Here is a 20,249-nt window from a genome sequence, read left to right on the forward strand (position 1 = left end):
TGTCCGGTTATCAATAACCGCTAGACGTCAAGGTTAGCCACTTTAAGTGCATTCGACTCTATGAAGTTACGACGCGGCTCAACTTCATCGCCCATTAGTGTGGTAAACAATTGATCGGCACCAATGGCATCTTCAATCGTAACCTGCAGCATGCGACGAGTCTCTGGATCCATCGTTGTTTCCCAAAGCTGTTCAGGGTTCATTTCGCCCAAACCTTTATAGCGTTGCACATACAATCCGCGTTTAGACTCCCCAATGAGCCACTCAACGGCATCGACAAAATGATCCACCGGTTGCTTTTTATCGCCTCTTACAACATAAGCACCTTCTTCGACCAGGCTATCAATTTCATCCCCAACAGTAACAATTTGTTCGTAGTCCTTAGACATTAGGAATTCGTAGCTTAGAGGATAATCCGTATCCACGCCATGCTGACGAATGCTCGTCGATGGTAACCACATATGACGTTCTGAATCTTCCACGAGTGAAATGGTATAGCTTGCAGAATCAACCTCACGGGCCGTCAAATCGTCATTAAGCGTTTTAACCCAAGACTCCATATAGCTCTTATCTTTTAAACGCTCGTCAGTAAGACGAGGTGCATAAAAGAGCCGTTGCAGGAACTTAGTAGGTATCCGACGACTTAAACGTTTAATCGTTTCCTGAGCCAACTGGTAGCCATTAACGAGATGCTCCAAGTGTTCTCCGGTAATACCAGGTGCATCTTGATTAACATGCAAGGAGGCATTGTCTAGTGCAAGGCTGGTTAAATACCGTATAAGCGCTGGATCATCTTTAATGTAAGTTTCTTGCTTGCCCTTTTTCACTTTATATAGAGGCGGCTGGGCGATATAGATATAGCCACGCTCTATGATTTCTGGCATTTGTCGATAGAAGAACGTTAATAACAAAGTACGTATGTGAGAACCATCGACATCGGCATCGGTCATTATGATGATGCGGTGATAACGGGTCTTATCGGGGTTATATTCGTCTCGCCCTATTCCGCAGCCCATTGCTGTAATCAGCGTTCCAACTTCTTGCGAGGAAAGCATTTTGTCAAAACGAGCTTTCTCAACGTTTAGAATTTTACCCTTTAGCGGCAAGATGGCTTGGTTTTTACGATTTCGACCCTGCTTAGCTGAGCCGCCCGCAGAATCACCCTCCACAATATACAGCTCAGATAAGGCAGGATCCTTTTCTTGGCAATCAGCCAATTTTCCAGGTAATCCGGCAATATCGAGTGCGCCTTTGCGACGAGTCATATCTCTCGCCTTACGAGCTGCCTCGCGAGCTCTTGCCGCATCAATTATCTTATTAACGATATTTTTGGCGTCTTGTGGGTTCTCCAAAAGATAGTCGGAAAGCTTTTCATTCATCGTCTGTTCAACAGCAGTTTTAACTTCCGACGATACCAACTTTTCTTTTGTTTGTGACGAGAATTTGGGATCTGGAACTTTGACAGAAACAACAGCGGTTAGGCCTTCCCGCGCGTCGTCGCCAGTAGCAGATGTTTTAGTCTTTTTAGTATAGCCTTCTTTCTCCATAAAGCTGTTCATTGTGCGAGTCAGCGCAGCTCTGAAGCCAGCCAAATGGGTTCCGCCATCCCGCTGAGGAATATTATTGGTGTAGCAATAAATATTCTCTTGGAACGAGTCATTCCATTGCATCCCGACTTCCACAGAGATTCCGTCTTCTCTCTCTAAAGTAAAATGAAAAGCTTGTGGATGGATTGCCGTTTTAGCCTTGTTTAAGTAAGTAACAAAAGCTGCTATACCACCTTCGTACTTGAAATGGTCTTCGCGCTCATCTCGTTCGTCGCGTAAACGGATAGAGATACCGGAATTTAGAAACGACAGTTCCCGTAGTCTTTTTGCCAAGATATCATAGTGAAACAGCGTATCGGTGAAGACCTCTGAACTCGGCCAGAAACGAAGTTCCGTACCAGTATGATCAGTATCACCTGTTTTTTGCACGTCACTCTCAGGCACACCGAGATGATAAGTCTGCTCGTATATATGCCCCTGCCGGCGTATAGTCAACGTCAGCTTATCTGAAAGCGCGTTAACCACAGAGACCCCAACACCGTGAAGCCCGCCCGAAACTTTGTATGAGTTATCGTCGAACTTCCCGCCTGCGTGGAGCACCGTCATGATGACCTGTGCTGCCGAAACACCCTCTTCTTCGTGAAGATCAACGGGAATTCCACGGCCGTCATCTCTAACAGAAACAGAGCCGTCCGAGTGAATAGTTACAAGTATATCGGAACAGTGGCCGGCCAAAGCTTCATCGATTGAGTTATCGACAACCTCAAAAACCATGTGGTGCAGACCGGTTCCGTCATCTGTATCACCAATGTACATTCCTGGACGCTTTCGTACTGCGTCTAGGCCTTTTAAGACCTTAATACTGGACGAACCGTAGTTATTTTCTTCCATAATTAGTTCTCAATATGACTTTTCAAGATACCGTGTTCCACGTGGAACACTTGGGGTTCTTTAGTAAATTTATCACTCAGCTCCGTCAAGCTGACCGTCGTAATAAAAACTTGATTACCACTCGCTTCCAATAAATGGCAAAACTTTTTTTGATTTATAACATCAAGCTCTGATGTTAAATCGTCAACAATAATAATGCAGCTCTTCTGCATCCTATCTTTAAAAAATTCAGCTTGTGCCAACTTCAAACTCGCTACCACAACTTTTTGCTGGCCCCTGGACAACCGCTCTTTAGCCGGCAGTCCATCCGCCGATATAGCAAGATCTGCTTTATGTGGTCCCACGGTTGTATGGCCGTAGCGTAAATCGCTCGCTAACGAGCCCTGTAGCGCATCCTCGAGCGTCTTACTAGAGTCCCAACCGCTTTTGAGCGAAACATCTAGTGTAACATCAGGAAGGAAGGAATGGGTCATTTGCTTCAGATATTTACTCAACTCAGATACATAGTCAGAACGTAACTGCGTAATCTGTTCACCAAAGCCACTAAGTTGCCTTTGCCAATACTGGTCGTCTATAGCTCTACGACCTTTGGAATTCTTTAATAACTTATTTCTATGTCTAAGAACTTTATTGTAGTTCGACCATAGTGGGAAAAAAGAAGGTTCCACGTGGAACACTCCCCAATCCATGGCCTGTCTTCTAATCCCGGGACCGCCAACGATTATCTCTACGGACTCAGGAGTGAACAGCTGCACAGGCACATTCATCGCTAAATCGGCGAGGCGAGGTGCGTTAGAGCCATTTATTCGCAGCTCTTGGTGGCCGGCCAAGTTTCTACTGAGGCCAAAACGATCAAGACGAGTTTGTCCGCGCTCGCCCAAGGTCTCAGTAAATAAAGTAAACCCTTGTTTACCTTCCTTTATTAATGGCCTAAAACCGCCGGGCCGAAAACTTCTACCAAACCCGAATAAATAAATAGCTTCCAGCAAGCTGGTTTTCCCAGAACCATTTTCGCCATAGATAACATTGATTTTCTCTGTTGGAGAAAAAGAAAAAGAATCAAAGTTTCTAAAGTTCTCACCGACTAATCGTGTCAACCGCATAGTTAGCTAAACGCTACAGCCTCATCGGCATAACAACATAGCAACAAGAATCATCGTTATGTGGCTCGATTAATGCGCTACTGTTTGAGTCCGCTAAAGTAAAACTAACTTCCGAGTCATCAAGGTTATTGAGCACGTCTAATAAGTAGCTAACATTGAAGCCTATCTCTAGGTCTTCTCCTTGGTAGTCCACTTCAATAACCTCTTCGGCCTGCTCTTGCTCAGGGTTAGTAGCCGTAATACAGAGTTCGCCACTCGACAAATTCAGCCTAACACCTCTAAATTTTTCATTCGATAGAATTGATGCCCGACCAAACGCTTGTCGCAAAACATCCCTGTCGGCCACGACTACTTTGTCTCCGCCACTCGGTAGTACACGTCGGTAATCTGGGAACCTTCCATCAACTAATTTACTCGTGAAAACAATATTCTGTGTTTCAACACGAATATGGTTATTACCGATGGCTACTGCAACCTCAAGCTCCTCGTCGCCAAGCAAACGTAAAAGCTCTACTACCCCTTTTCTTGGGACTATCACCTGCCGCTGAGTCAGACCAGGTTGTTGTATGGAGCAACTGCTCATCGCAAGCCGGTGTCCATCAGTAGCAACTGACCGCAACATGCCATCATCTGTTTCAAATAACATACCATTGAGATAGTAACGAACATCCTGATTAGCCATCGAAAAATGTGTCTTTTCCATTAATCGCTTAATGACCACTTGATCACTGACGAAATTAATTTCGCTGGTCCAGTCGTCAATATTTGGGAAGTCTTCGGAACTTAAGGTACTCAACTTAAACTTGCTTCGTCCTGACTTAACGAACGCTTTATCTTCTTCCGCAGAAACTTCTATATTTGAATCTTCAGGTAGGCTCCGAACAATATCCAAAAGCTTTTTAGCAGGTACCGTTACTGACCCATCACCTCCCGATGACTCAACATTAACCGAGGAAATTAACTCAACCTCTAGATCGGTACCCGTTAACTTTAACTCATTACCCTCTACCTGAAGTAACAAGTTAGAAAGAATCGGCAACGTATGTCGACGTTCCACTGCACCACTAACTACTTGTAATGGCTTTAGAAATGCGTCTCGGCTAACTATAAATTTCATCTAGATATCCCCTGGTTCTACCCGATCGCACTACGACGATAACGTACGAATTAGGTTGCGATAGTCTTCTTTTATATCGTGTTGTTCTTCTTTTAATTTTTGAATCTGACGGCACGCATGTAACACTGTCGTATGGTCACGCCCACCAAACGCATCACCAATTTCCGGTAAGCTATGATTCGTTAATTCCTTTGCGAGCGCCATTGCTAATTGTCTGGGGCGAGCAACAGACCGACTGCGACGTTTCGACAGTATATCTGCTAGCTTTATGTTGTAATACTCAGCAACCGTTTTTTGAATATTATCGATAGTTACTAATTTCTCTTGCGCCGCAATCAAATCACGCAAAGCTTCCCTAACAAAATCAATCGTTATCGAACGCCCGGTCAATGAGACATTTGCTACAACTCGATTTAACGCGCCTTCTAACTCGCGTACATTCGAACGCAATCTCTTTGCGATAAAGAACGCAACTTCGTGCGGCATGTGCAACCCGCGTTCTTCAGCTTTACGAATTAATATAGCTACTCGAGTTTCGAGCTCAGGCGGCTCAATAGCAATGGTTAAACCCCAACCAAAGCGGGATTTCAAACGATCTTCCACACCATCAATCTCTTTTGGGTAAAGATCACTTGTCATAATGATTTGTTGATTTCCTTCCAACAACGCATTAAAGGTATGAAAAAACTCCTCTTGGGAGCCTTTTTTATTGGCAAAGAAGTGAATATCGTCAATCAATAAAGCATCGACCGAACGGTAATATCGCTTAAATTCATCCGTAGAGCTATTACGAATCGAGTTAACCATATCCTGCACAAACCGCTCTGCACGGATGTAAAACACCTTCGCGTCTTTCTTATGAGCGATTATACCGTTGCCAACAGCATGTAGTAAGTGAGTTTTACCTAAGCCAGTACCACCATACATAAACAGCGGGTTGTACACCCCACCAGGATTTTCAGCGACCTGAATAGCTGCTGCTCGAGCTAACTGGTTGGATTTACCCTCGACAAAGTTATCAAATGTATACTCCGGGTGAATATTACTTTCAAAAGTCTCTATCTCGCTAGCTGACGCCGACCGACCAAATGTAGGTCCAGTGCGCCTGGTAGGTTTCTCTGAACGCTTAGAAGTAACACTTGAATTAGATTGAGGGGATTGCCTTACATTACCCACCTTAAGTACGACTTTTGGCGGCTTATTATCAGTCAACGAGGTTAAGAGTGAATTAATTGACTTGAGATACTTATCTCGAACCCAGTCAACTGAATAAATATTGGGTGCGTATAGGGTCAGTGTGTCGCCAGATTGATCCGCCTGAATCGGACGAATCCATGTGTTGAACTGTTGCAAAGGTAGGTCCGACTGCAATCGTTCAGCACATTGCTGCCAAAGCGAATTATTCACACTAACATCTCCACTCTCTTTATAATTATTTATGCGATTAATTGTACTTCAGAGCTCTAAGGATCGCTACCTTTAAACGATTAAATCACCACATATTTATAAATCAAACAATGCCTATAAATGTGGGTAACTACACTCATTATCCACATAAATGAGTTTTATATCGACAACTTTGTGGATGAAATATTTCAATTTTTAACCACCTTACCGCACTATTAATGTTGACTACACCGTTAAAGATCGGTAAGATCCGCGCTCTAAAATTTAAGCTCTGACCGATGGAATAAATGTTATGAAAAGAACTTTTCAACCCAGCGTATTAAAGCGCAAGCGTTCTCACGGTTTCCGTGCTCGCATGGCAACAAAAAATGGCCGTAAGGTTATCGCACGTCGTCGTGCTCGTGGTCGCAAAGTATTAAGTGCATAAGGTATTGGTAGCGGTCACCTAGTGGCTCACTATGCCTGATTATGCCTATGGAAGGGAGTTGCGACTGCTAACTCCCTCTCACTTCCAAACCGTTTTCTCCAATCCTCCGGTTAAAGCTGTAACAGCTCATGTAACTATGTTGGCTGTACCCAATCTCCTTGATAATCCAAGAATCGGCGTTACTGTCAGCAAGAAAAGAGCTAAAACAGCAGTCCAGCGTAACCGCATAAAGCGACAAATCCGCGAAACGTTTCGCTTGCGACAGCACAAAATCCCTAATTTCGATATTGTTGTCATTGCGAAACAAGGTATTGTTGAACTCAACAACGATGAACTTAGAAACACATTGAATTATTTATGGCGAAAATTGGCAAAGCGTTGCGAACAATACCAATCGCGCTAATTAAAATATACCAATGGACAATATCTCCGATATTAGGGCCTCGTTGTCGATTTTATCCAACTTGTTCGCAATATGCCTGTGAGGCAATAGAGAAACACGGTACAATCAGGGGAATTGGTTTAGCCAGCAAACGCTTAGCCAAATGTCATCCAGGCAGTGAAGGTGGCTTTGACCCTGTACCAGAGCAAGACTCAGCACAGGCTAAATCGAATCATTCACACGAACATTAGCAACTTAGAGACGAAATCACTATGAATTCGCCACGATCGATACTTTTTATTGCTTTTTTAGTGGTGTCCTTTTTCCTATTCCAAACTTGGATGGTCGATACGGCGCCAGGAACCCAGGCATCAAGCGAAACCACTTCGTCAAATTCTGCAACTGCAGCTGACAATAGTAACAACACAGTTCCAGAAGCTCAGGGCGCTGTCAGCTCCGATTCATCGGTACCCGACGGTGACCGTCCCGTTGCCAATACAAACTCCGGGCAGTTAGTTGAAGTTAAAACTGACGTGCTGGATGTTGTTATTGACGCTAATGGTGGTGATATTGTCTCAGCTAAATTACTTAAATTTGCTGAGTCTTTAGATTCCGAAGAACGCTTCCAGTTGTTACAAAGAGAGCCGGGTAACCTTTATATTGCTCAGTCTGGTCTAATTGGACCTAACGGAATCGATTCAAGCGGCGGTCGCGCCAATTTCTCGGTTCAGCAAAACAACTACACCCTAAACGGTGGCACGTTGGAAGTCCCGTTAACTTACACCAGCGAAGATGGCAGTCAGGTGACAAAAATCTTTAGTTTCGAACAGGGTAAATACCACGTCGATGTTCGTTACGAAATACGTAACCAGGGTCAGCAAGCCAAGCAGATGCAGTTTTACGGTCAGCTACAGCAGACTATGAACGCTGGTGAAGGTGGTAGCATGATAATGCCTACCTATTTCGGTGCCGCCTACTCTCACGATAATGACAAGTTTGAAAAGTATGACTTAGATGACATGCAAGACCAACGTCTGAATATATCAACGCAGACGGGTTGGATAAGCATGCTAGAGCACTACTTTGTTTCTGCCTGGATTCCTACCCAACAACAAGACAACCGTTTGTTTTCCCGAGTTGCGGGTAATTCCCAAGCTATTATTGGTGTCATTTACCCAATGGTGCAAGTCGATTCAGGCCAAACAGAGACTATCGAGTCAACTTTGTATCTAGGTCCTAAGGACCAGGATTCAATGGCCGCGCTGGTCGAAAACCTAGACTTAACGGTCGACTACGGCTTCTTATGGTGGTTGGCACAACCCATATTTAAGTTACTGCAGTTCTTGCAAAGCATCGTCCTGAACTGGGGTCTTGCCATTATCCTGACAACTGTCGTGGTCAAAGCAGTGTTATTCCCACTGACTAAAGCACAGTACGTGTCTATGGCGAAAATGCGTATGCTGCAGCCTAAAATGACTGCTCTACGTGAACGTTATGGTTCAGACCGCCAAAAAATGTCTCAAGCCATGATGAAGCTCTATAAAGAAGAAAAGGTGAACCCTCTAGGGGGCTGTTTACCTATGTTGTTGCAGCTACCGATCTTCTTGGCCCTATATTGGGTACTGCTGGAAAGTGTCGAGTTACGCCACTCACAGTTTGTTTTCTGGATTCAGGATCTTTCAACCAAAGACCCTTACTATATTCTGCCAATTCTTATGGGCGCGAGCATGTTCTTGATGCAGCGGTTGCAGCCAACACCGACTGCCGACCCAATGCAGCAGAAACTGTTCCAGTACATGCCGGTTATCTTTACCGTATTTTTCCTATGGTTCCCATCCGGTCTGGTACTTTACTGGTTAGTCAGTAACTTAATCACCATTGCTCAAATGCTGATTATTTATAAAGGCCTTGAGAAAAAGGGCATAAACGTCCGAGGAAAATAGAAACAAACAAGCCCGGCTATCAGTCGGGCTTTTTTATATCCTCGATATGTAATGACGACTGTTTCTAAAAATACCGTTACAATACGGACAGCATTTAAGAAATAAGTTAACGCCAATGCAAACTGAATCCGATTTTACAGATACCATAGTCGCACAAGCTACTCCTCCGGGCAGAGGCGGTGTTGGCATCGTGCGTGTTAGTGGCAAAGCCAGTGAAGCAGTTGCTAAAAAGCTCCTCGGCCACTGCCCCAAACCACGAAAAGCAGAGTACCTTCCCTTTAGAGATTTAAACGGCGAAATGCTGGACGAAGGTATTGCTCTTTATTTCCCCGGTCCTAATTCCTTTACAGGCGAAGACGTTCTCGAGTTACAGGGTCATGGCGGACCCATACTGATTGATATGATCATCAAGGCTATCCTTGAAATTCCTGGTATCCGCCCTGCTCGTCCTGGTGAATTCAGCGAGCGTGCGTTTCTTAACGATAAGCTTGATTTAACCCAAGCCGAAGCTATCGCGGATCTCATCGACACTAATTCGGAACAAGCCGCGAAAGCCGCATTACAAAGTCTTAAGGGTGAATTTTCCCATAAAATTGACCAACTGGTGGACGCTGTCATTCATTTAAGAATGTACGTTGAGGCTGCAATCGACTTTCCGGATGAAGAAATTGACTTCTTATCCGATGGTAAAGTTACCGGAGATTTAACAGAAATTATCGAGCAGTTGTTCCACATAGAACAACAAGCCAAGCAAGGCACATTAATGCGCGAAGGTATGCGTATCGTTATTGCTGGCCGTCCAAACGCCGGTAAATCTAGTTTACTTAACGCGCTGGCCGGGCGTGAATCAGCTATTGTAACTGAGATAGCTGGAACAACTCGTGACGTATTGCGAGAGCATATACAAATAGATGGTATGCCACTGCATATTATTGACACTGCTGGATTAAGGGAGTCACCTGATCAGGTTGAAAAAATTGGCATCGAAAGAGCCTGGGATGAAATCCGCCAGGCCGACCGAGTGTTGTTTATGGTTGATAGCCAGGAAACAAGTGCCATACATCCCGATGACATTTGGCCCGAATTCTTTGCCCAGTTACCTGACGATATGCCTTACACCGTTATTCGTAACAAGGTCGATTTGACGAAAGAATCAATTGGCCTGGAAGAACACAATGGTATCCCATTGATACAACTTTCAGCGAAAACGGGCCACGGTATTGACCTACTCCGGGACCATTTAAAGCACTGTATTGGCTATACAGCAACCTCGGAAGGCAGCTTTATGGCACGCCGTCGACACCTGGACGCTCTGGAAAAAGCAAAAGCTCACTTGTTGATCGGACAAGAACAACTCGAGCTGAGTATGTCCGGAGAACTGCTAGCCGAAGAGCTGCGCCTTGCACAACAACACTTAAACGAAATAACCGGTGAATTTACCTCAGACGATCTTCTCGGCCAAATATTTGGTTCGTTTTGTATCGGTAAATAACTTTCTAACTGTAAAACGAGAACAATAATGACACTTATTCTAAAACTAATAGCCGGCATTGCTGGCGGTATCGTTATAGGTTTATTTGCTCCAGATTGGATTAGCCAACTGTTAATTACCTTTAAAAGCCTTTTTGGCCAATTGTTATTTTTTACCATACCACTATTAATTCTGTTTTTTATAACTAGCGGCATAGCGAGCCTTCCCAATAATTCCGGCAAATTACTGGGCAAAACTCTTGGCGTCGCTTATTTGTCGACAATAACTGCCGGTACCATCGCCTTTTTTGTCGCCAGTGCAGTTGTTCCTATGTTGAGTGCAGACGCTCAAACAGTTTCAGAGCAAGCAACTAAGACACTCGAACCTTTTATTAGCCTGGATGTTCCGCCGCTAATGAGCGTCATGTCAGCGCTTGTAATGGCCTTTATATTTGGTCTTGGTATTGCCGCCACAAAAGCACAGCAATTAAAGCAGTTATCCGATCACGGGCGAGATATCATAGAGCTGTTACTGGTTAAGGTAATAATCCCTCTATTACCATTTTATATTGCTGGTGTTTTTACCGAGATGGCTGTAGCAGATACGGTTTTCGATACTTTAAAAACCTTCGGCATCATCCTGTTGTTAGCAGTAGCTTTACACTGGGTATACATCACCAGCATGTTCATTATTGCGGGTATTAAAAGCCAGCAATCACCACTAAAGCTGATTAAAAATATGTTGCCAGCTTATTTTACCGCCTTAGGCACAATGTCCAGTGCTGCAACAATTCCGGTAACGCTGCAAAGTGTTCGCAATAATAATGTTAATGATAACGTGGCTAACTTCTCAGTCCCTTTATGCGCGACCGTTCATTTAGCCGGCTCAACCATTACTATCGTGAGCTGTGCTGTTGCCGTTATGGTACTGCATAGTGCATTGGCTATTCCTTCATTCTTGACGGTACTGCCGTTTATTATGATGCTCGGCATCGTTATGCTTGCTGCCCCTGGCGTGCCCGGCGGGGCTGTTATGTCAGCCGTTGGACTGCTTGGTTCAATGCTTGGCTTTGGTGAAACCGCGATCGCGTTGATGATTGCGTTATACATGGCTCAAGATAGCTTTGGCACGGCTTGCAATATAACCGGTGATGGTGCAATTGCAGTGTTAATAGATGACTCCGTTAAACGCTAAATTTGCTCACTTCGGATTTGACTACACGCGGTTCCGATTTGGTTTCCGAACCGGAATCGCTGCCTGCCTGTCATTAGTAATTGCCTGGGCTCTCGGCCTCGAACACCCGCAATGGTCCGCTATGACCGTTTGGGCAGTATCTCAACCAACACGCGGGCTACTACTAGAAAAGGCTGCCTATCGAATACTAGGCACTCTTATCGGCACAGTAGTGGGCATGGTATTGGTGGTTACTGCTGGCGATAACATTATTGCGCTTGCGCTTGGCCTTACAGTTTGGGTTGGGCTGTGTGTTTATGTTGGTAACCTGCTGCACGGGCTTATTTCCTACGGTGCTATTTTAGCCGGCTACTCTGCCTCGATGGTAGCACTGCTGACGCGGACCCCTGATGCCCTGTTACCTCTTGGAATAGACCGTTTATTAACAGTATTTATTGGTGTGATTACCGCGCTTTTTATTGGTTGGTTATTTACCTATAAAAAAGCAGAGCAAACATTGGTTAACCAATTTAGGCGGCAAACTGCCGAGAACCTAAAGCTCTTAGCAACTGCCTACCAAACGGGTTCTTTAAGACAGCTGAACACTCATGATCGTTTATCACAACTCGCACACCTGGAAGCTCAGCTCATCGAGCACGGTACGGGCTCTCCGGCAGCTCACCTCTCAGCAAAAACCATCAGGCGAGTTCTAAATGCTCAGATGGGATTATTTGCCCAGCTTGAGGCGAAAGGGATCATCCAGTCTAAAACAATAAGTGAACACTTACATTCTTGCTCGGAGTCTTTGGTCAAGAATCAAACCAAATCAATCCGGTATCACCTTAAACAAACCCTTAAGGTATTTAACCACCAACCAATGACAGGATATTTTAAAGAGTTTGTCGAAGCCTCCTTAGCCCGTCTGGAGTTCAGAGATACCGGCACCACTGCGCGCTCGGTTCGTGGCGTTTCCGTGCTGTTGCATCGAGACTGGCGTGGTGCCCGACAGGCCGCTATCAGAACCATTATTGCAATGACCATTATTAGCGTTATTTGGGGCTACACCGGGTGGTTTCAAATCGCCTACCTGCTGTTGGGAGCTTCGGTCATGCTGACCTTATTCTCAACCGCAGAGAACCCCGCAAAAACGATGTATTATGTATTTTTAGGACAAACCGCCGGGGCTATTACAGCTTTGGCTATGCAAGCGCTAGTCTGGCCTTATGCTGGCTCTATATTGAACATGTTGGTCTGTCTAATGCCGGTTATTTTACTGTCAGCACTGCCAATGTCTCACAATCGAACCGCTCCCGGTGCCATGGACTTTAATCTTGTGTTCTTATTGCTCATGCAACCGGCACTGCAATACCAGTTTGAACCAATTCAGGCTATCACCATTGCGCTGGCTGTTATTGCTGCGCCGCTTGTTGCGATGGTAAGTTATCGGCTCGTATTCCCCACTAATCTTCGTAGCCGTCAGCAGCAACTTATTGTTTCCCTTGAAAGAGACCTTAACGAACTACAACGGCAGCAACTTAGCGGAACAAACTTAACGCGCTATCGGGCGCGACTTTATCATCGTTTATTTAAACTGTTCTTAATGGCAGATAAATTGGGCGTTGATGCTAAAGTGACTGCAACACATTATTTATTCCGCGTACAACATCAGGTTAACCAACATGAATGACGAATGGGTCGTCGCGTATTACGCTAAAGATCCGATAGAGGCTGAGCTGCTCAAAGGCCTATTAGAAAGCCAGTCGATTGAGGCTCAAGTAAGCAGTAATGGTATGATCGGAGGGGTTGGTGAGCTTCCGGCGGACGCCATTGAAACATCAATTAAAGTAATGGCTGAAGACTACAACCAAGCTCGGCAAGTACTGGAGTCTTACGAGAAGGATGACAGTCGGGAGATATTTTGTCCTGACTGTGGCGAGACAAACTTTACTAACTTTGAGCTGTGCTGGTCTTGCGGTAAAGCGCTTGCTTCTGCTTAACGGGTAATCGCTTTAATTGCCATTCACGACTCGTCGCTGATGCTCGGCTATCATGTGACTCTTGATATACGACAGTAACCGGCCGTCGGCTTCGGGTATACCGAGCACCACCAACTAATTCACCGTTATGTTGCTTGACCCGCCTTTCCAGGTCGGTGGTAATGCCACAGTAGAGACTGCTGTCAGCACATTTAACAAGATATACCTTCCACATACACCCGTCTTGAAACTTTATCGACTTAACCCAAGTATAAAGATTAACACGCATTCACGCTTAAAGGAGCGATTATGAGTCGACATTACGACCAGGCCAAAGGTTTATCGGAACAGCATGACGAAGAAACACATCATTACGTCTTCAATCAAACGATGATGCGTATTAAAGATCCAGCGCGGACATTAAAATTTTACAGTGAAGTTTTGGGGATGACATTGGTTAAACGCCTGGATTTTCCTGAGATGGAGTTCTCGCTTTACTTTATGGCAGCAATATCGCCCGAACAACGTAAGCAATGGTCAACCGATCACAATCAACGGATTAAGCAAACCTTTTCAAGGCCAGCGATGCTTGAGCTCACTCACAACTGGGGCGATGAAAAAGACGACTCGGTCGAGTTTCACAGCGGTAATAGTGAACCTAAAGGATTTGGTCATATCGGTTTTGCGGTACCTGATATCGATGCCGCCTGTGAGCGTTTTGATAAAATGAATGTAGAGTTTCAAAAACGACCACAGGACGGCAATATGAAAGGTATCGCCTTTATCAAAGATCCTGACGGCTACTGGATTGAGATCTTCGCGGCCGACAAAATGCCGGATTTACTCAGCAAGCATCTTTGAAACTTTACTTTCAAGTGATCTCATACCATGTTGGCGGCCAATTTCGAGTGCTTTTTCCTTCGATTGGCCGTCCAGCCACGCAGCCCGCAACGCAAATAACGCGCCTACCCGGTTAGCCGAAGCGCAATGCACCAATACCGTTTTATCAACGTTCATTAATAACAATTTATCCAGCGCCCGGGCATTGTCAAAAGTAACTCCCATAGCCCCATCAACCGGTACATGATAAAAAGCTAGTTTGTTACTGGTTGTCCACTGAGTTTCAGCACTACCCGCCATTTCTTTAATTGAAAGCAGGCTAATAACAACCTCACCACCCTGCTCTTTAAAATATTCAATGTCCTGTTTGTCGGGTACACCCATAACCCAGATTCTGTCAGTTACCTGAGTTGGTTCCTCAATGCCCTTAGCCTGAGCTGGCATAGAACTACCAGCGGCAGAGACCATGACAAACGCCAATGTCCACATTAATGATTTAAGCATGTTGCTTCTCCTGTAAAATAAACCCAAGTATTCATATTTAAGCTTGAGACAGATTATCTATTATGGCAAACATTCAAATACTGGTTGGCACCACTTCCGGAAATACCGAATTCTTAGCGGACCACGCAGCGGACTTACTAAAACAGCAAAGTTTCGATGTCGAGCTGCACTACGAACCTAATCTTAGTGCTATTGACCAAACTCAGCCCTGGCTAATCTTTATAGCAAGCCACGGTGCCGGAGACTACGCCGATTCGATGCTCGATTTTCATCAACAATTACTCGACAGCAGCGGTCTAAAGGCTTTCCCTTATACCGTTATTGCTATTGGCGAGTCTTGTTACGACACTTATTGCGCCGCCGGTCGAGATATCGATCAACGGCTTGATAACCTTGGCGCAAATCGGTTTAGCGATCGGTTAGAAATCGATATGTTGCAAGATGATCCGGAAATTATGGTGGAAAACCAAATTTCTTTTTGGATCGAAAAACTGCGATCATATACACAAAAATGATCGTTAATTTCGGGACTCTTAATGCCGATCGTAGATCCTGTCCACTGACTTACGCACAGCCCTATTTGCTTGTGGTTAGATCGGGTATAAGATCAGCTAAGGACTGTAGCCCGGTTGGGCATATCTGTGGGGATAACTATGGTTGTGTATAAACAGGGTAGTTATCCACTAGCTATGATCCCAATTCAAAGCCCGTTACTCACACCTTTTGATCACGCTGTAAATCTTTATCAATAAGGCTTATAGCGATCTATACACAGAAAACCGAAAGCTAATAGAAGTAATAATAGAAGATCTATAAAGATCTTAAACTGATCTTTCTTAGATCTTTAAACAACAATCTCTTCGTTTAAATCATTGGCTAAAAAATAACCTTTTCGATCTGAGTCAATTCGCGTTAAAATGCCTGGCTCGATTACACGTTTTAACCTAAAGGTCTATTTTTAATGCCACGCACCAGTTCCCAACAGTTTGATGTCATCGTTGTCGGAGGCGGCCATGCAGGTACCGAAGCGGCTCTTGCAGCAGCCCGAATGGGAAGCCGTACGTTATTGTTAACTCACAATATCGATACGTTAGGTCAAATGTCCTGCAACCCAGCCATTGGTGGCATCGGTAAAGGTCATCTGGTAAAAGAAATAGACGCGTTGGGCGGCGTAATGGCTAAAGCTGCTGACCGAGCTGGTATTCAATTTAGAACCCTTAACTCCTCGAAAGGACCAGCAGTAAGAGCAACTCGCGCACAAGCAGACAGACAACTCTATAAACAAGCAATTCGATATGCGCTCGAAACTCAACCAAACTTGACCTTATTTCAGCAAGGCTGTGATGATCTGATCGTCGAAAACGATCGAATTTGCGGTGTTGTTTCGCAAATGGGTTTGAGTTTTTACGCTGACAGCGTCGTCTTAACCGTAGGTACCTTCCTTGGCGGACAGATCCATATTGGTTTAGACAATTACCAAGGTGGTCGCGCTGGCGATCCACCGGCAAACGCTCTCGCAAAACGGCTTAGAGCTTTACCATTGCGTGTGGAACGCTTAAAAACTGGCACCCCACCGCGTATAGCCAGCCGGTCAATAGATTTCTCCGGAATGCAGGAACAGCCTGGCGATAACCCGACGCCAGTATTTTCCTATATGGGATCGCGCGCCGATCACCCACAGCAGATTTCGTGTTACATCACACATACCAATCAACAAACTCACGATATTATTCGCTCAGGGTTGGATCGCTCGCCAATGTATTCAGGCGTTATTGGTGGTGTTGGACCAAGATATTGTCCCTCGATAGAGGATAAAATTGTACGCTTTGAAGATAAAAGCTCTCATCAAATATTTGTCGAGCCAGAAGGGCTTGATACCTTTGAAGTGTATCCAAACGGTATATCAACCAGTTTACCTTTTGATATTCAGGAACAATTAGTTCGCTCGATTAAAGGTTTTGAAAATGCCGTTATAACCAGACCTGGATATGCCATCGAGTATGATTACTTTGATCCTCGTGATCTGAAACAGTCACTAGAGACCAAAGTTATTGAGGGATTGTTTTTTGCCGGACAAATTAACGGCACGACTGGCTATGAAGAAGCAGGTGCTCAAGGCTTAATTGCTGGCCTCAACGCTTCATTAAAAGCACAAGGCAAAGACAGTTGGTCACCGAGACGGGATCAAGCTTATGCCGGCGTGTTAATCGATGACTTATCAACTCTGGGTACTCAGGAACCCTACCGTATGTTCACCTCTCGAGCTGAATATCGTTTGTTATTAAGAGAAGATAACGCCGATATTCGATTAACTGAAAAAGGTCGTGAGCTGGGATTGGTTGATGATCAGCGCTGGTCTGCGTTTAATCAAAAGATGGAATCGATAGAGCAAGAAAAGCAACGCCTAAAAACCACTTGGGTGCATAAGGACCATGAAGCTGTGGGCAGCATTAATGCCCTGGTAAAAAGTCCTATTACCAAAGAAGTTAGTGGTGAAGAGTTATTACGTAGACCTGAAATTCACTATCAGGAGCTGGTAAAAACACCGTTTTTTGAACCAGGCCTGAACGATCCTGCAGCAGCGGAACAGGTTGAAATTCAGACCAAATATGCCGGTTATATTTCGCGACAGCAAGACGAAATAGCAAAACAACAGCGGCATGAAAATACACTGCTGCCTGCAGGATTCGATTACGCAGGTATTAAAGGTTTATCCAACGAAGTTATTGCTAAACTGAATGACCATCAACCAGAAACGGTTGGCAAAGCGGCTCGTATTTCCGGCATTACTCCGGCGGCAATTTCAATGTTGTTGGTTCATCTTAAAAAACAAGGGTTGTTGCGTAAAAGCGCGTAAGGGTTTGTTTTGAAAACGGAATTGAAAAAGCTCATCGAGCAAACAAGATCTGATCATTTAATTGCATTAAACGATCAACAGTTAGACAAACTGACGGCCCTGGTTGAACAGCTGCACAAATGGAATAAAGCGTACAATCTAACCAGTGTCCGTGATCCTAAAGATATGTTGAGCAAACATATCGTGGACAGCTTGGTGATAGCGCCTTATTTAACAGGTAGGACTTTCATTGATGTCGGCACTGGTCCGGGCTTGCCAGGCTTACCTTTAGCCATTGCAGAACCCGATAAGTCGTTTGTATTGCTCGACAGTCTGGGCAAACGCATTCGTTTTATCCGCCAAGTGTGCCATCAGCTCAATATAGACAATGTAACTGCTGTGCAAAGCAGAGTTGAAGACTACCGACAACAGGATTTTTCCTTTGATGGTGTGTTAAGTAGAGCCTTCGCCTCACTTAATGATATGCTCAGCTGGTGTCAGCATTTACCAAAAGCTGACGGCAAGTTTTATGCGCTTAAGGGACAATACCCGCAGCAAGAACTGGACGAATTATCTCAACAGTATAAGATTGACCAGATAGAAAAGTTACAGGTACCCGGTGTCGATGGCGAACGACACATTGCGATTATATCGCCAGCGCATTAACACCCGTATAACGATAAGAGGTTAAACACCCGTGGCCACTACCATTGCGATAGCGAACCAAAAAGGCGGTGTCGGCAAAACCACCACAGCAGTAAATTTAGCAGCCTCAATGGCTGCCACACGCCGAAAAGTCTTGTTAATAGACCTCGACCCGCAAGGCAATGCCACTATGGGCAGTGGTGTTGATAAGTACGACGTAGATAATACGGTTTACGAATTGCTGGTCGAAGAGAAACCGGTTAAAGATGTGGTGGAAAGTGATACTACTGGTAAATACCATTTAATCGCCGCGAATTCCGATGTAACGGCAGCAGAAATTAAATTGATGGAATTTTTTGCTCGAGAAGTACGCTTGCGTAATTCATTAAAAGCGGTTCAGGATGACTACGATTTTATATTTATTGATTGCCCTCCATCGTTAAACTTATTGACTGTTAATGCTATGGCTGCTGCCGATTCGGTGCTAGTTCCCATGCAGTGCGAGTATTATGCGTTAGAGGGCTTAACCGCTCTAATGGAAACCATTCGCCAACTGGCTGAAGTCGTCAATCCAGGGCTTTCAATTGAAGGTATTTTGCGAACCATGTACGATCCTCGTAATCGTCTGGCTAATGATGTCTCTGAGCAATTAAAACAGCATTTTGGTGATAAAGTTTACCGTACGGTCATCCCCCGCAATGTACGTTTAGCTGAAGCGCCGTCGTTCGGTGCCCCTGCCATGTACTATGATAAATCATCGACAGGAGCTAAAGCATACCTATCTCTGGCCGGCGAATTAATTCGTCGTTCTGAACAACGGGCTAGTGCCGAAGTAAGCTCTTAACGGGTTATTAAAATAAGGAAATAGACAACTTATGTCGGCAAAAAAACGAGGTTTAGGGCGTGGGCTAGATGCCTTGCTAACTAACAATAATGCGAGCCAACAAAAACAATCCCAGCAGACATCTGAAGAAATAACAGATGCGGTTGTTAAAGGCGAACTGCAAAAATTGCCAATAGAGAGTTTAAAGCCGGGCCGTTATCAACCTCGTAAAGATATGTCGCCTGAGGCATTAGAAGACCTTGCTGCATCAGTAAAAGCTCAAGGCATTATCCAGCCTATCGTGGTGCGTCCGGTTAGTGATGGCGAATATGAAATTATCGCCGGCGAGCGTCGCTGGCGGGCAGCTCAGTTGGCCAAGCTGGAATTAGTTCCTTGTTTGATCAAAGAGGTTACCGATGAAGCTGCTGTTGCCATTGCGTTAATTGAAAATATTCAGCGCGAAGATTTGAATGCAATGGAAGAAGCAAACGCTCTACAACGGTTGTTGGACGAATTTAAAATGACCCATCAGGACGTTGCTCAGGCAGTGGGTAAATCGCGTACTACGGTAACCAATTTACTACGCTTGAATAACCTCGAATCCGGCGTAAAAACCTTACTTGAACGCGGCGACATAGACTTAGGCCACGCTAAATTGTTATTGGCACTACAGGGTGAGCAACAAACCGATGTAGCACAACAAATTGTTGCTAAAGACTTAACAGTGCGCGAGTCTGAAAAATTAGTTCGCAAAACATTAGAACCCCCAAAACCGACCGAAAAACCAGAGCCTGATGCTGATATTGAGCGACTTCAAACACAACTGTCAGAAACGCTCGGTGCTAAAGTAGCGATCAACCACGGTCGTACAGGTAAAGGTAAAGTTGTTATTAATTACACTAATTTAGATGAGCTCGATGGCATTCTTTCTCATATAAAATAACAGCTTTAGCTTAGTCTCTGCGTCACTTGTAGAACTTTTGTTAAATAGCATTGAAACCATAGCCTGTAGCCAAATTTGTTTGCAATTAATCGGCAGATCTTTATACTAGCGCGAGTTTCATACTGACTGCTAAATAGCGAGTCAGATGGTAGGCCAACGACCGAGGGTAATGTCAGTGTCTCAGTCAATGACCAGAGCAGGTAGACAGCTAGCTCTAAAAA

Annotated in this window: 20 protein-coding genes; 14 read left to right on the forward strand and 6 right to left on the reverse strand. The window is 44.7% G+C overall.

The window, feature by feature from the left end:
• Positions 1–20 precede the first annotated feature (20 nt).
• The 4 genes from gyrB to dnaA are packed head-to-tail and all read right to left on the reverse strand — an operon-like array spanning position 21 to position 6,065.
• Positions 21–2,438 (reverse strand): DNA topoisomerase (ATP-hydrolyzing) subunit B, encoded by a 2,418-nt coding sequence (gene gyrB, locus CWI81_RS08885; protein WP_126784939.1) that lies wholly within the window; start codon positions 2,436–2,438, stop codon positions 21–23.
• Between the two features lie 2 nt (positions 2,439–2,440).
• Complete coding sequence (gene recF / locus CWI81_RS08890) at positions 2,441–3,541, reverse strand: DNA replication/repair protein RecF (protein WP_126784940.1); 1,101 nt, start codon at positions 3,539–3,541, stop codon at positions 2,441–2,443.
• Positions 3,542–3,554: 13 nt separating this feature from the next.
• Positions 3,555–4,658: a DNA polymerase III subunit beta gene (dnaN, locus tag CWI81_RS08895; RefSeq protein WP_126784941.1), complete on the reverse strand. Its 1,104-nt coding sequence runs from the start codon at positions 4,656–4,658 to the stop codon at positions 3,555–3,557.
• 30 nt (positions 4,659–4,688) lie between these two features.
• The gene (gene dnaA, locus CWI81_RS08900) at positions 4,689–6,065 is read right to left on the reverse strand and encodes a chromosomal replication initiator protein DnaA (RefSeq protein WP_126784942.1); all 1,377 of its coding nucleotides are present in this window, start codon (positions 6,063–6,065) and stop codon (positions 4,689–4,691) included.
• 292 nt (positions 6,066–6,357) lie between these two features.
• Between dnaA and rpmH the strand changes: the two genes are divergently transcribed.
• The 8 genes from rpmH to CWI81_RS08940 all read left to right on the forward strand — a co-directional run bounded on the left by rpmH (position 6,358) and on the right by CWI81_RS08940 (position 13,458).
• Positions 6,358–6,492, forward strand: coding sequence for a 50S ribosomal protein L34 (gene rpmH, locus CWI81_RS08905; RefSeq protein WP_126784943.1), 135 nt, complete (start codon positions 6,358–6,360; stop codon positions 6,490–6,492).
• 31 nt (positions 6,493–6,523) lie between these two features.
• Complete coding sequence (gene rnpA, locus CWI81_RS08910; RefSeq protein WP_126784944.1) at positions 6,524–6,895, forward strand: ribonuclease P protein component; 372 nt, start codon at positions 6,524–6,526, stop codon at positions 6,893–6,895.
• Positions 6,850–7,125 carry a membrane protein insertion efficiency factor YidD gene (gene yidD / locus CWI81_RS08915; protein ID WP_126784945.1) on the forward strand — a complete coding sequence of 92 codons (276 nt, stop codon included), beginning with the start codon at positions 6,850–6,852 and terminating at the stop codon, positions 7,123–7,125. The genes rnpA and yidD overlap by 46 nt, the downstream gene beginning before the upstream one ends.
• 21 nt (positions 7,126–7,146) lie before the next feature.
• Positions 7,147–8,817 (forward strand): membrane protein insertase YidC, encoded by a 1,671-nt coding sequence (gene yidC, locus CWI81_RS08920; protein ID WP_126784946.1) that lies wholly within the window; start codon positions 7,147–7,149, stop codon positions 8,815–8,817.
• A 115-nt stretch (positions 8,818–8,932) separates the two neighbouring features.
• Positions 8,933–10,309 carry a tRNA uridine-5-carboxymethylaminomethyl(34) synthesis GTPase MnmE gene (gene mnmE / locus CWI81_RS08925; RefSeq protein ID WP_126784947.1) on the forward strand — a complete coding sequence of 459 codons (1,377 nt, stop codon included), beginning with the start codon at positions 8,933–8,935 and terminating at the stop codon, positions 10,307–10,309.
• Positions 10,310–10,336: 27 nt separating this feature from the next.
• Positions 10,337–11,482, forward strand: coding sequence for a dicarboxylate/amino acid:cation symporter (locus CWI81_RS08930; protein ID WP_126784948.1), 1,146 nt, complete (start codon positions 10,337–10,339; stop codon positions 11,480–11,482).
• Positions 11,463–13,148, forward strand: coding sequence for an FUSC family protein (locus CWI81_RS08935; protein ID WP_126784949.1), 1,686 nt, complete (start codon positions 11,463–11,465; stop codon positions 13,146–13,148). The genes CWI81_RS08930 and CWI81_RS08935 overlap by 20 nt, the downstream gene beginning before the upstream one ends.
• Positions 13,141–13,458, forward strand: a complete 318-nt coding sequence (locus CWI81_RS08940; RefSeq protein ID WP_126784950.1) for a putative signal transducing protein — start codon at positions 13,141–13,143, stop codon at positions 13,456–13,458. Before CWI81_RS08935 ends, CWI81_RS08940 begins: the two co-directional genes overlap by 8 nt.
• Here CWI81_RS08940 and CWI81_RS08945 read toward each other — a convergent pair.
• Positions 13,409–13,726 (reverse strand): GIY-YIG nuclease family protein, encoded by a 318-nt coding sequence (locus CWI81_RS08945; RefSeq protein WP_338067607.1) that lies wholly within the window; start codon positions 13,724–13,726, stop codon positions 13,409–13,411. The two genes, CWI81_RS08940 and CWI81_RS08945, sit on opposite strands and share 50 nt — an antisense overlap.
• A gap of 20 nt (positions 13,727–13,746) precedes the next feature.
• Here CWI81_RS08945 and gloA point away from each other — a divergent pair, with 20 nt between their 5' ends.
• Entirely contained in the window at positions 13,747–14,298 is a 552-nt protein-coding gene (gene gloA, locus CWI81_RS08950) for a lactoylglutathione lyase (RefSeq protein WP_126784952.1), read from the forward strand.
• On the opposite strand, the gene CWI81_RS08955 is transcribed toward gloA, so the two are convergent.
• Positions 14,278–14,781, reverse strand: a complete 504-nt coding sequence (locus tag CWI81_RS08955) for a protein tyrosine phosphatase family protein (RefSeq protein ID WP_126784953.1) — start codon at positions 14,779–14,781, stop codon at positions 14,278–14,280. The two genes, gloA and CWI81_RS08955, sit on opposite strands and share 21 nt — an antisense overlap.
• Positions 14,782–14,843: 62 nt before the next feature.
• Between CWI81_RS08955 and CWI81_RS08960 the strand changes: the two genes are divergently transcribed.
• From CWI81_RS08960 to CWI81_RS08980, 5 genes are all read left to right on the forward strand, one after another.
• A complete protein-coding gene (locus CWI81_RS08960; protein ID WP_126784954.1) occupies positions 14,844–15,296 on the forward strand; it encodes a flavodoxin domain-containing protein in 453 nt (150 codons plus the stop codon).
• Positions 15,297–15,742: 446 nt separating this feature from the next.
• Positions 15,743–17,638, forward strand: a complete 1,896-nt coding sequence (gene mnmG, locus CWI81_RS08965; RefSeq protein ID WP_126784955.1) for a tRNA uridine-5-carboxymethylaminomethyl(34) synthesis enzyme MnmG — start codon at positions 15,743–15,745, stop codon at positions 17,636–17,638.
• Positions 17,639–17,647: 9 nt separating this feature from the next.
• A complete protein-coding gene (gene rsmG / locus CWI81_RS08970) occupies positions 17,648–18,283 on the forward strand; it encodes a 16S rRNA (guanine(527)-N(7))-methyltransferase RsmG (protein ID WP_126784956.1) in 636 nt (211 codons plus the stop codon).
• A gap of 31 nt (positions 18,284–18,314) precedes the next feature.
• Entirely contained in the window at positions 18,315–19,106 is a 792-nt protein-coding gene (locus CWI81_RS08975) for a ParA family protein (RefSeq protein ID WP_126784957.1), read from the forward strand.
• A gap of 31 nt (positions 19,107–19,137) precedes the next feature.
• Positions 19,138–20,028: a ParB/RepB/Spo0J family partition protein gene (locus CWI81_RS08980; protein ID WP_126784958.1), complete on the forward strand. Its 891-nt coding sequence runs from the start codon at positions 19,138–19,140 to the stop codon at positions 20,026–20,028.
• Positions 20,029–20,249 lie beyond the last annotated feature (221 nt).

It is taken from the genome of Idiomarina seosinensis, assembly GCF_003987275.1.
Taxonomy (GTDB): Bacteria; Pseudomonadota; Gammaproteobacteria; order Enterobacterales; family Alteromonadaceae; genus Idiomarina; species Idiomarina seosinensis.

Bases quoted from the DNA above. Each gene is read 5' to 3' on its own strand.
- CWI81_RS08980 (WP_126784958.1), top strand. From the start codon at position 19,138: ATGTCGGCAAAAAAACGAGGTTTAGGGCGTGGGCTAGATGCCTTGCTA.
- rpmH (WP_126784943.1), top strand. From the start codon at position 6,358: ATGAAAAGAACTTTTCAACCCAGCGTATTAAAGCGCAAGCGTTCTCAC.
- recF (WP_126784940.1), bottom strand. From the start codon at position 3,541: ATGCGGTTGACACGATTAGTCGGTGAGAACTTTAGAAACTTTGATTCT.
- rnpA (WP_126784944.1), top strand. From the start codon at position 6,524: ATGCCTGATTATGCCTATGGAAGGGAGTTGCGACTGCTAACTCCCTCT.
- gloA (WP_126784952.1), top strand. From the start codon at position 13,747: ATGAGTCGACATTACGACCAGGCCAAAGGTTTATCGGAACAGCATGAC.
- yidC (WP_126784946.1), top strand. From the start codon at position 7,147: ATGAATTCGCCACGATCGATACTTTTTATTGCTTTTTTAGTGGTGTCC.
- mnmG (WP_126784955.1), top strand. From the start codon at position 15,743: ATGCCACGCACCAGTTCCCAACAGTTTGATGTCATCGTTGTCGGAGGC.
- CWI81_RS08940 (WP_126784950.1), top strand. From the start codon at position 13,141: ATGAATGACGAATGGGTCGTCGCGTATTACGCTAAAGATCCGATAGAG.
- CWI81_RS08930 (WP_126784948.1), top strand. From the start codon at position 10,337: ATGACACTTATTCTAAAACTAATAGCCGGCATTGCTGGCGGTATCGTT.
- yidD (WP_126784945.1), top strand. From the start codon at position 6,850: ATGGCGAAAATTGGCAAAGCGTTGCGAACAATACCAATCGCGCTAATT.
- mnmE (WP_126784947.1), top strand. From the start codon at position 8,933: ATGCAAACTGAATCCGATTTTACAGATACCATAGTCGCACAAGCTACT.
- CWI81_RS08945 (WP_338067607.1), bottom strand. From the start codon at position 13,726: ATGCGTGTTAATCTTTATACTTGGGTTAAGTCGATAAAGTTTCAAGAC.
- CWI81_RS08960 (WP_126784954.1), top strand. From the start codon at position 14,844: ATGGCAAACATTCAAATACTGGTTGGCACCACTTCCGGAAATACCGAA.
- CWI81_RS08935 (WP_126784949.1), top strand. From the start codon at position 11,463: ATGACTCCGTTAAACGCTAAATTTGCTCACTTCGGATTTGACTACACG.
- gyrB (WP_126784939.1), bottom strand. From the start codon at position 2,438: ATGGAAGAAAATAACTACGGTTCGTCCAGTATTAAGGTCTTAAAAGGC.
- CWI81_RS08955 (WP_126784953.1), bottom strand. From the start codon at position 14,781: ATGCTTAAATCATTAATGTGGACATTGGCGTTTGTCATGGTCTCTGCC.
- dnaN (WP_126784941.1), bottom strand. From the start codon at position 4,658: ATGAAATTTATAGTTAGCCGAGACGCATTTCTAAAGCCATTACAAGTA.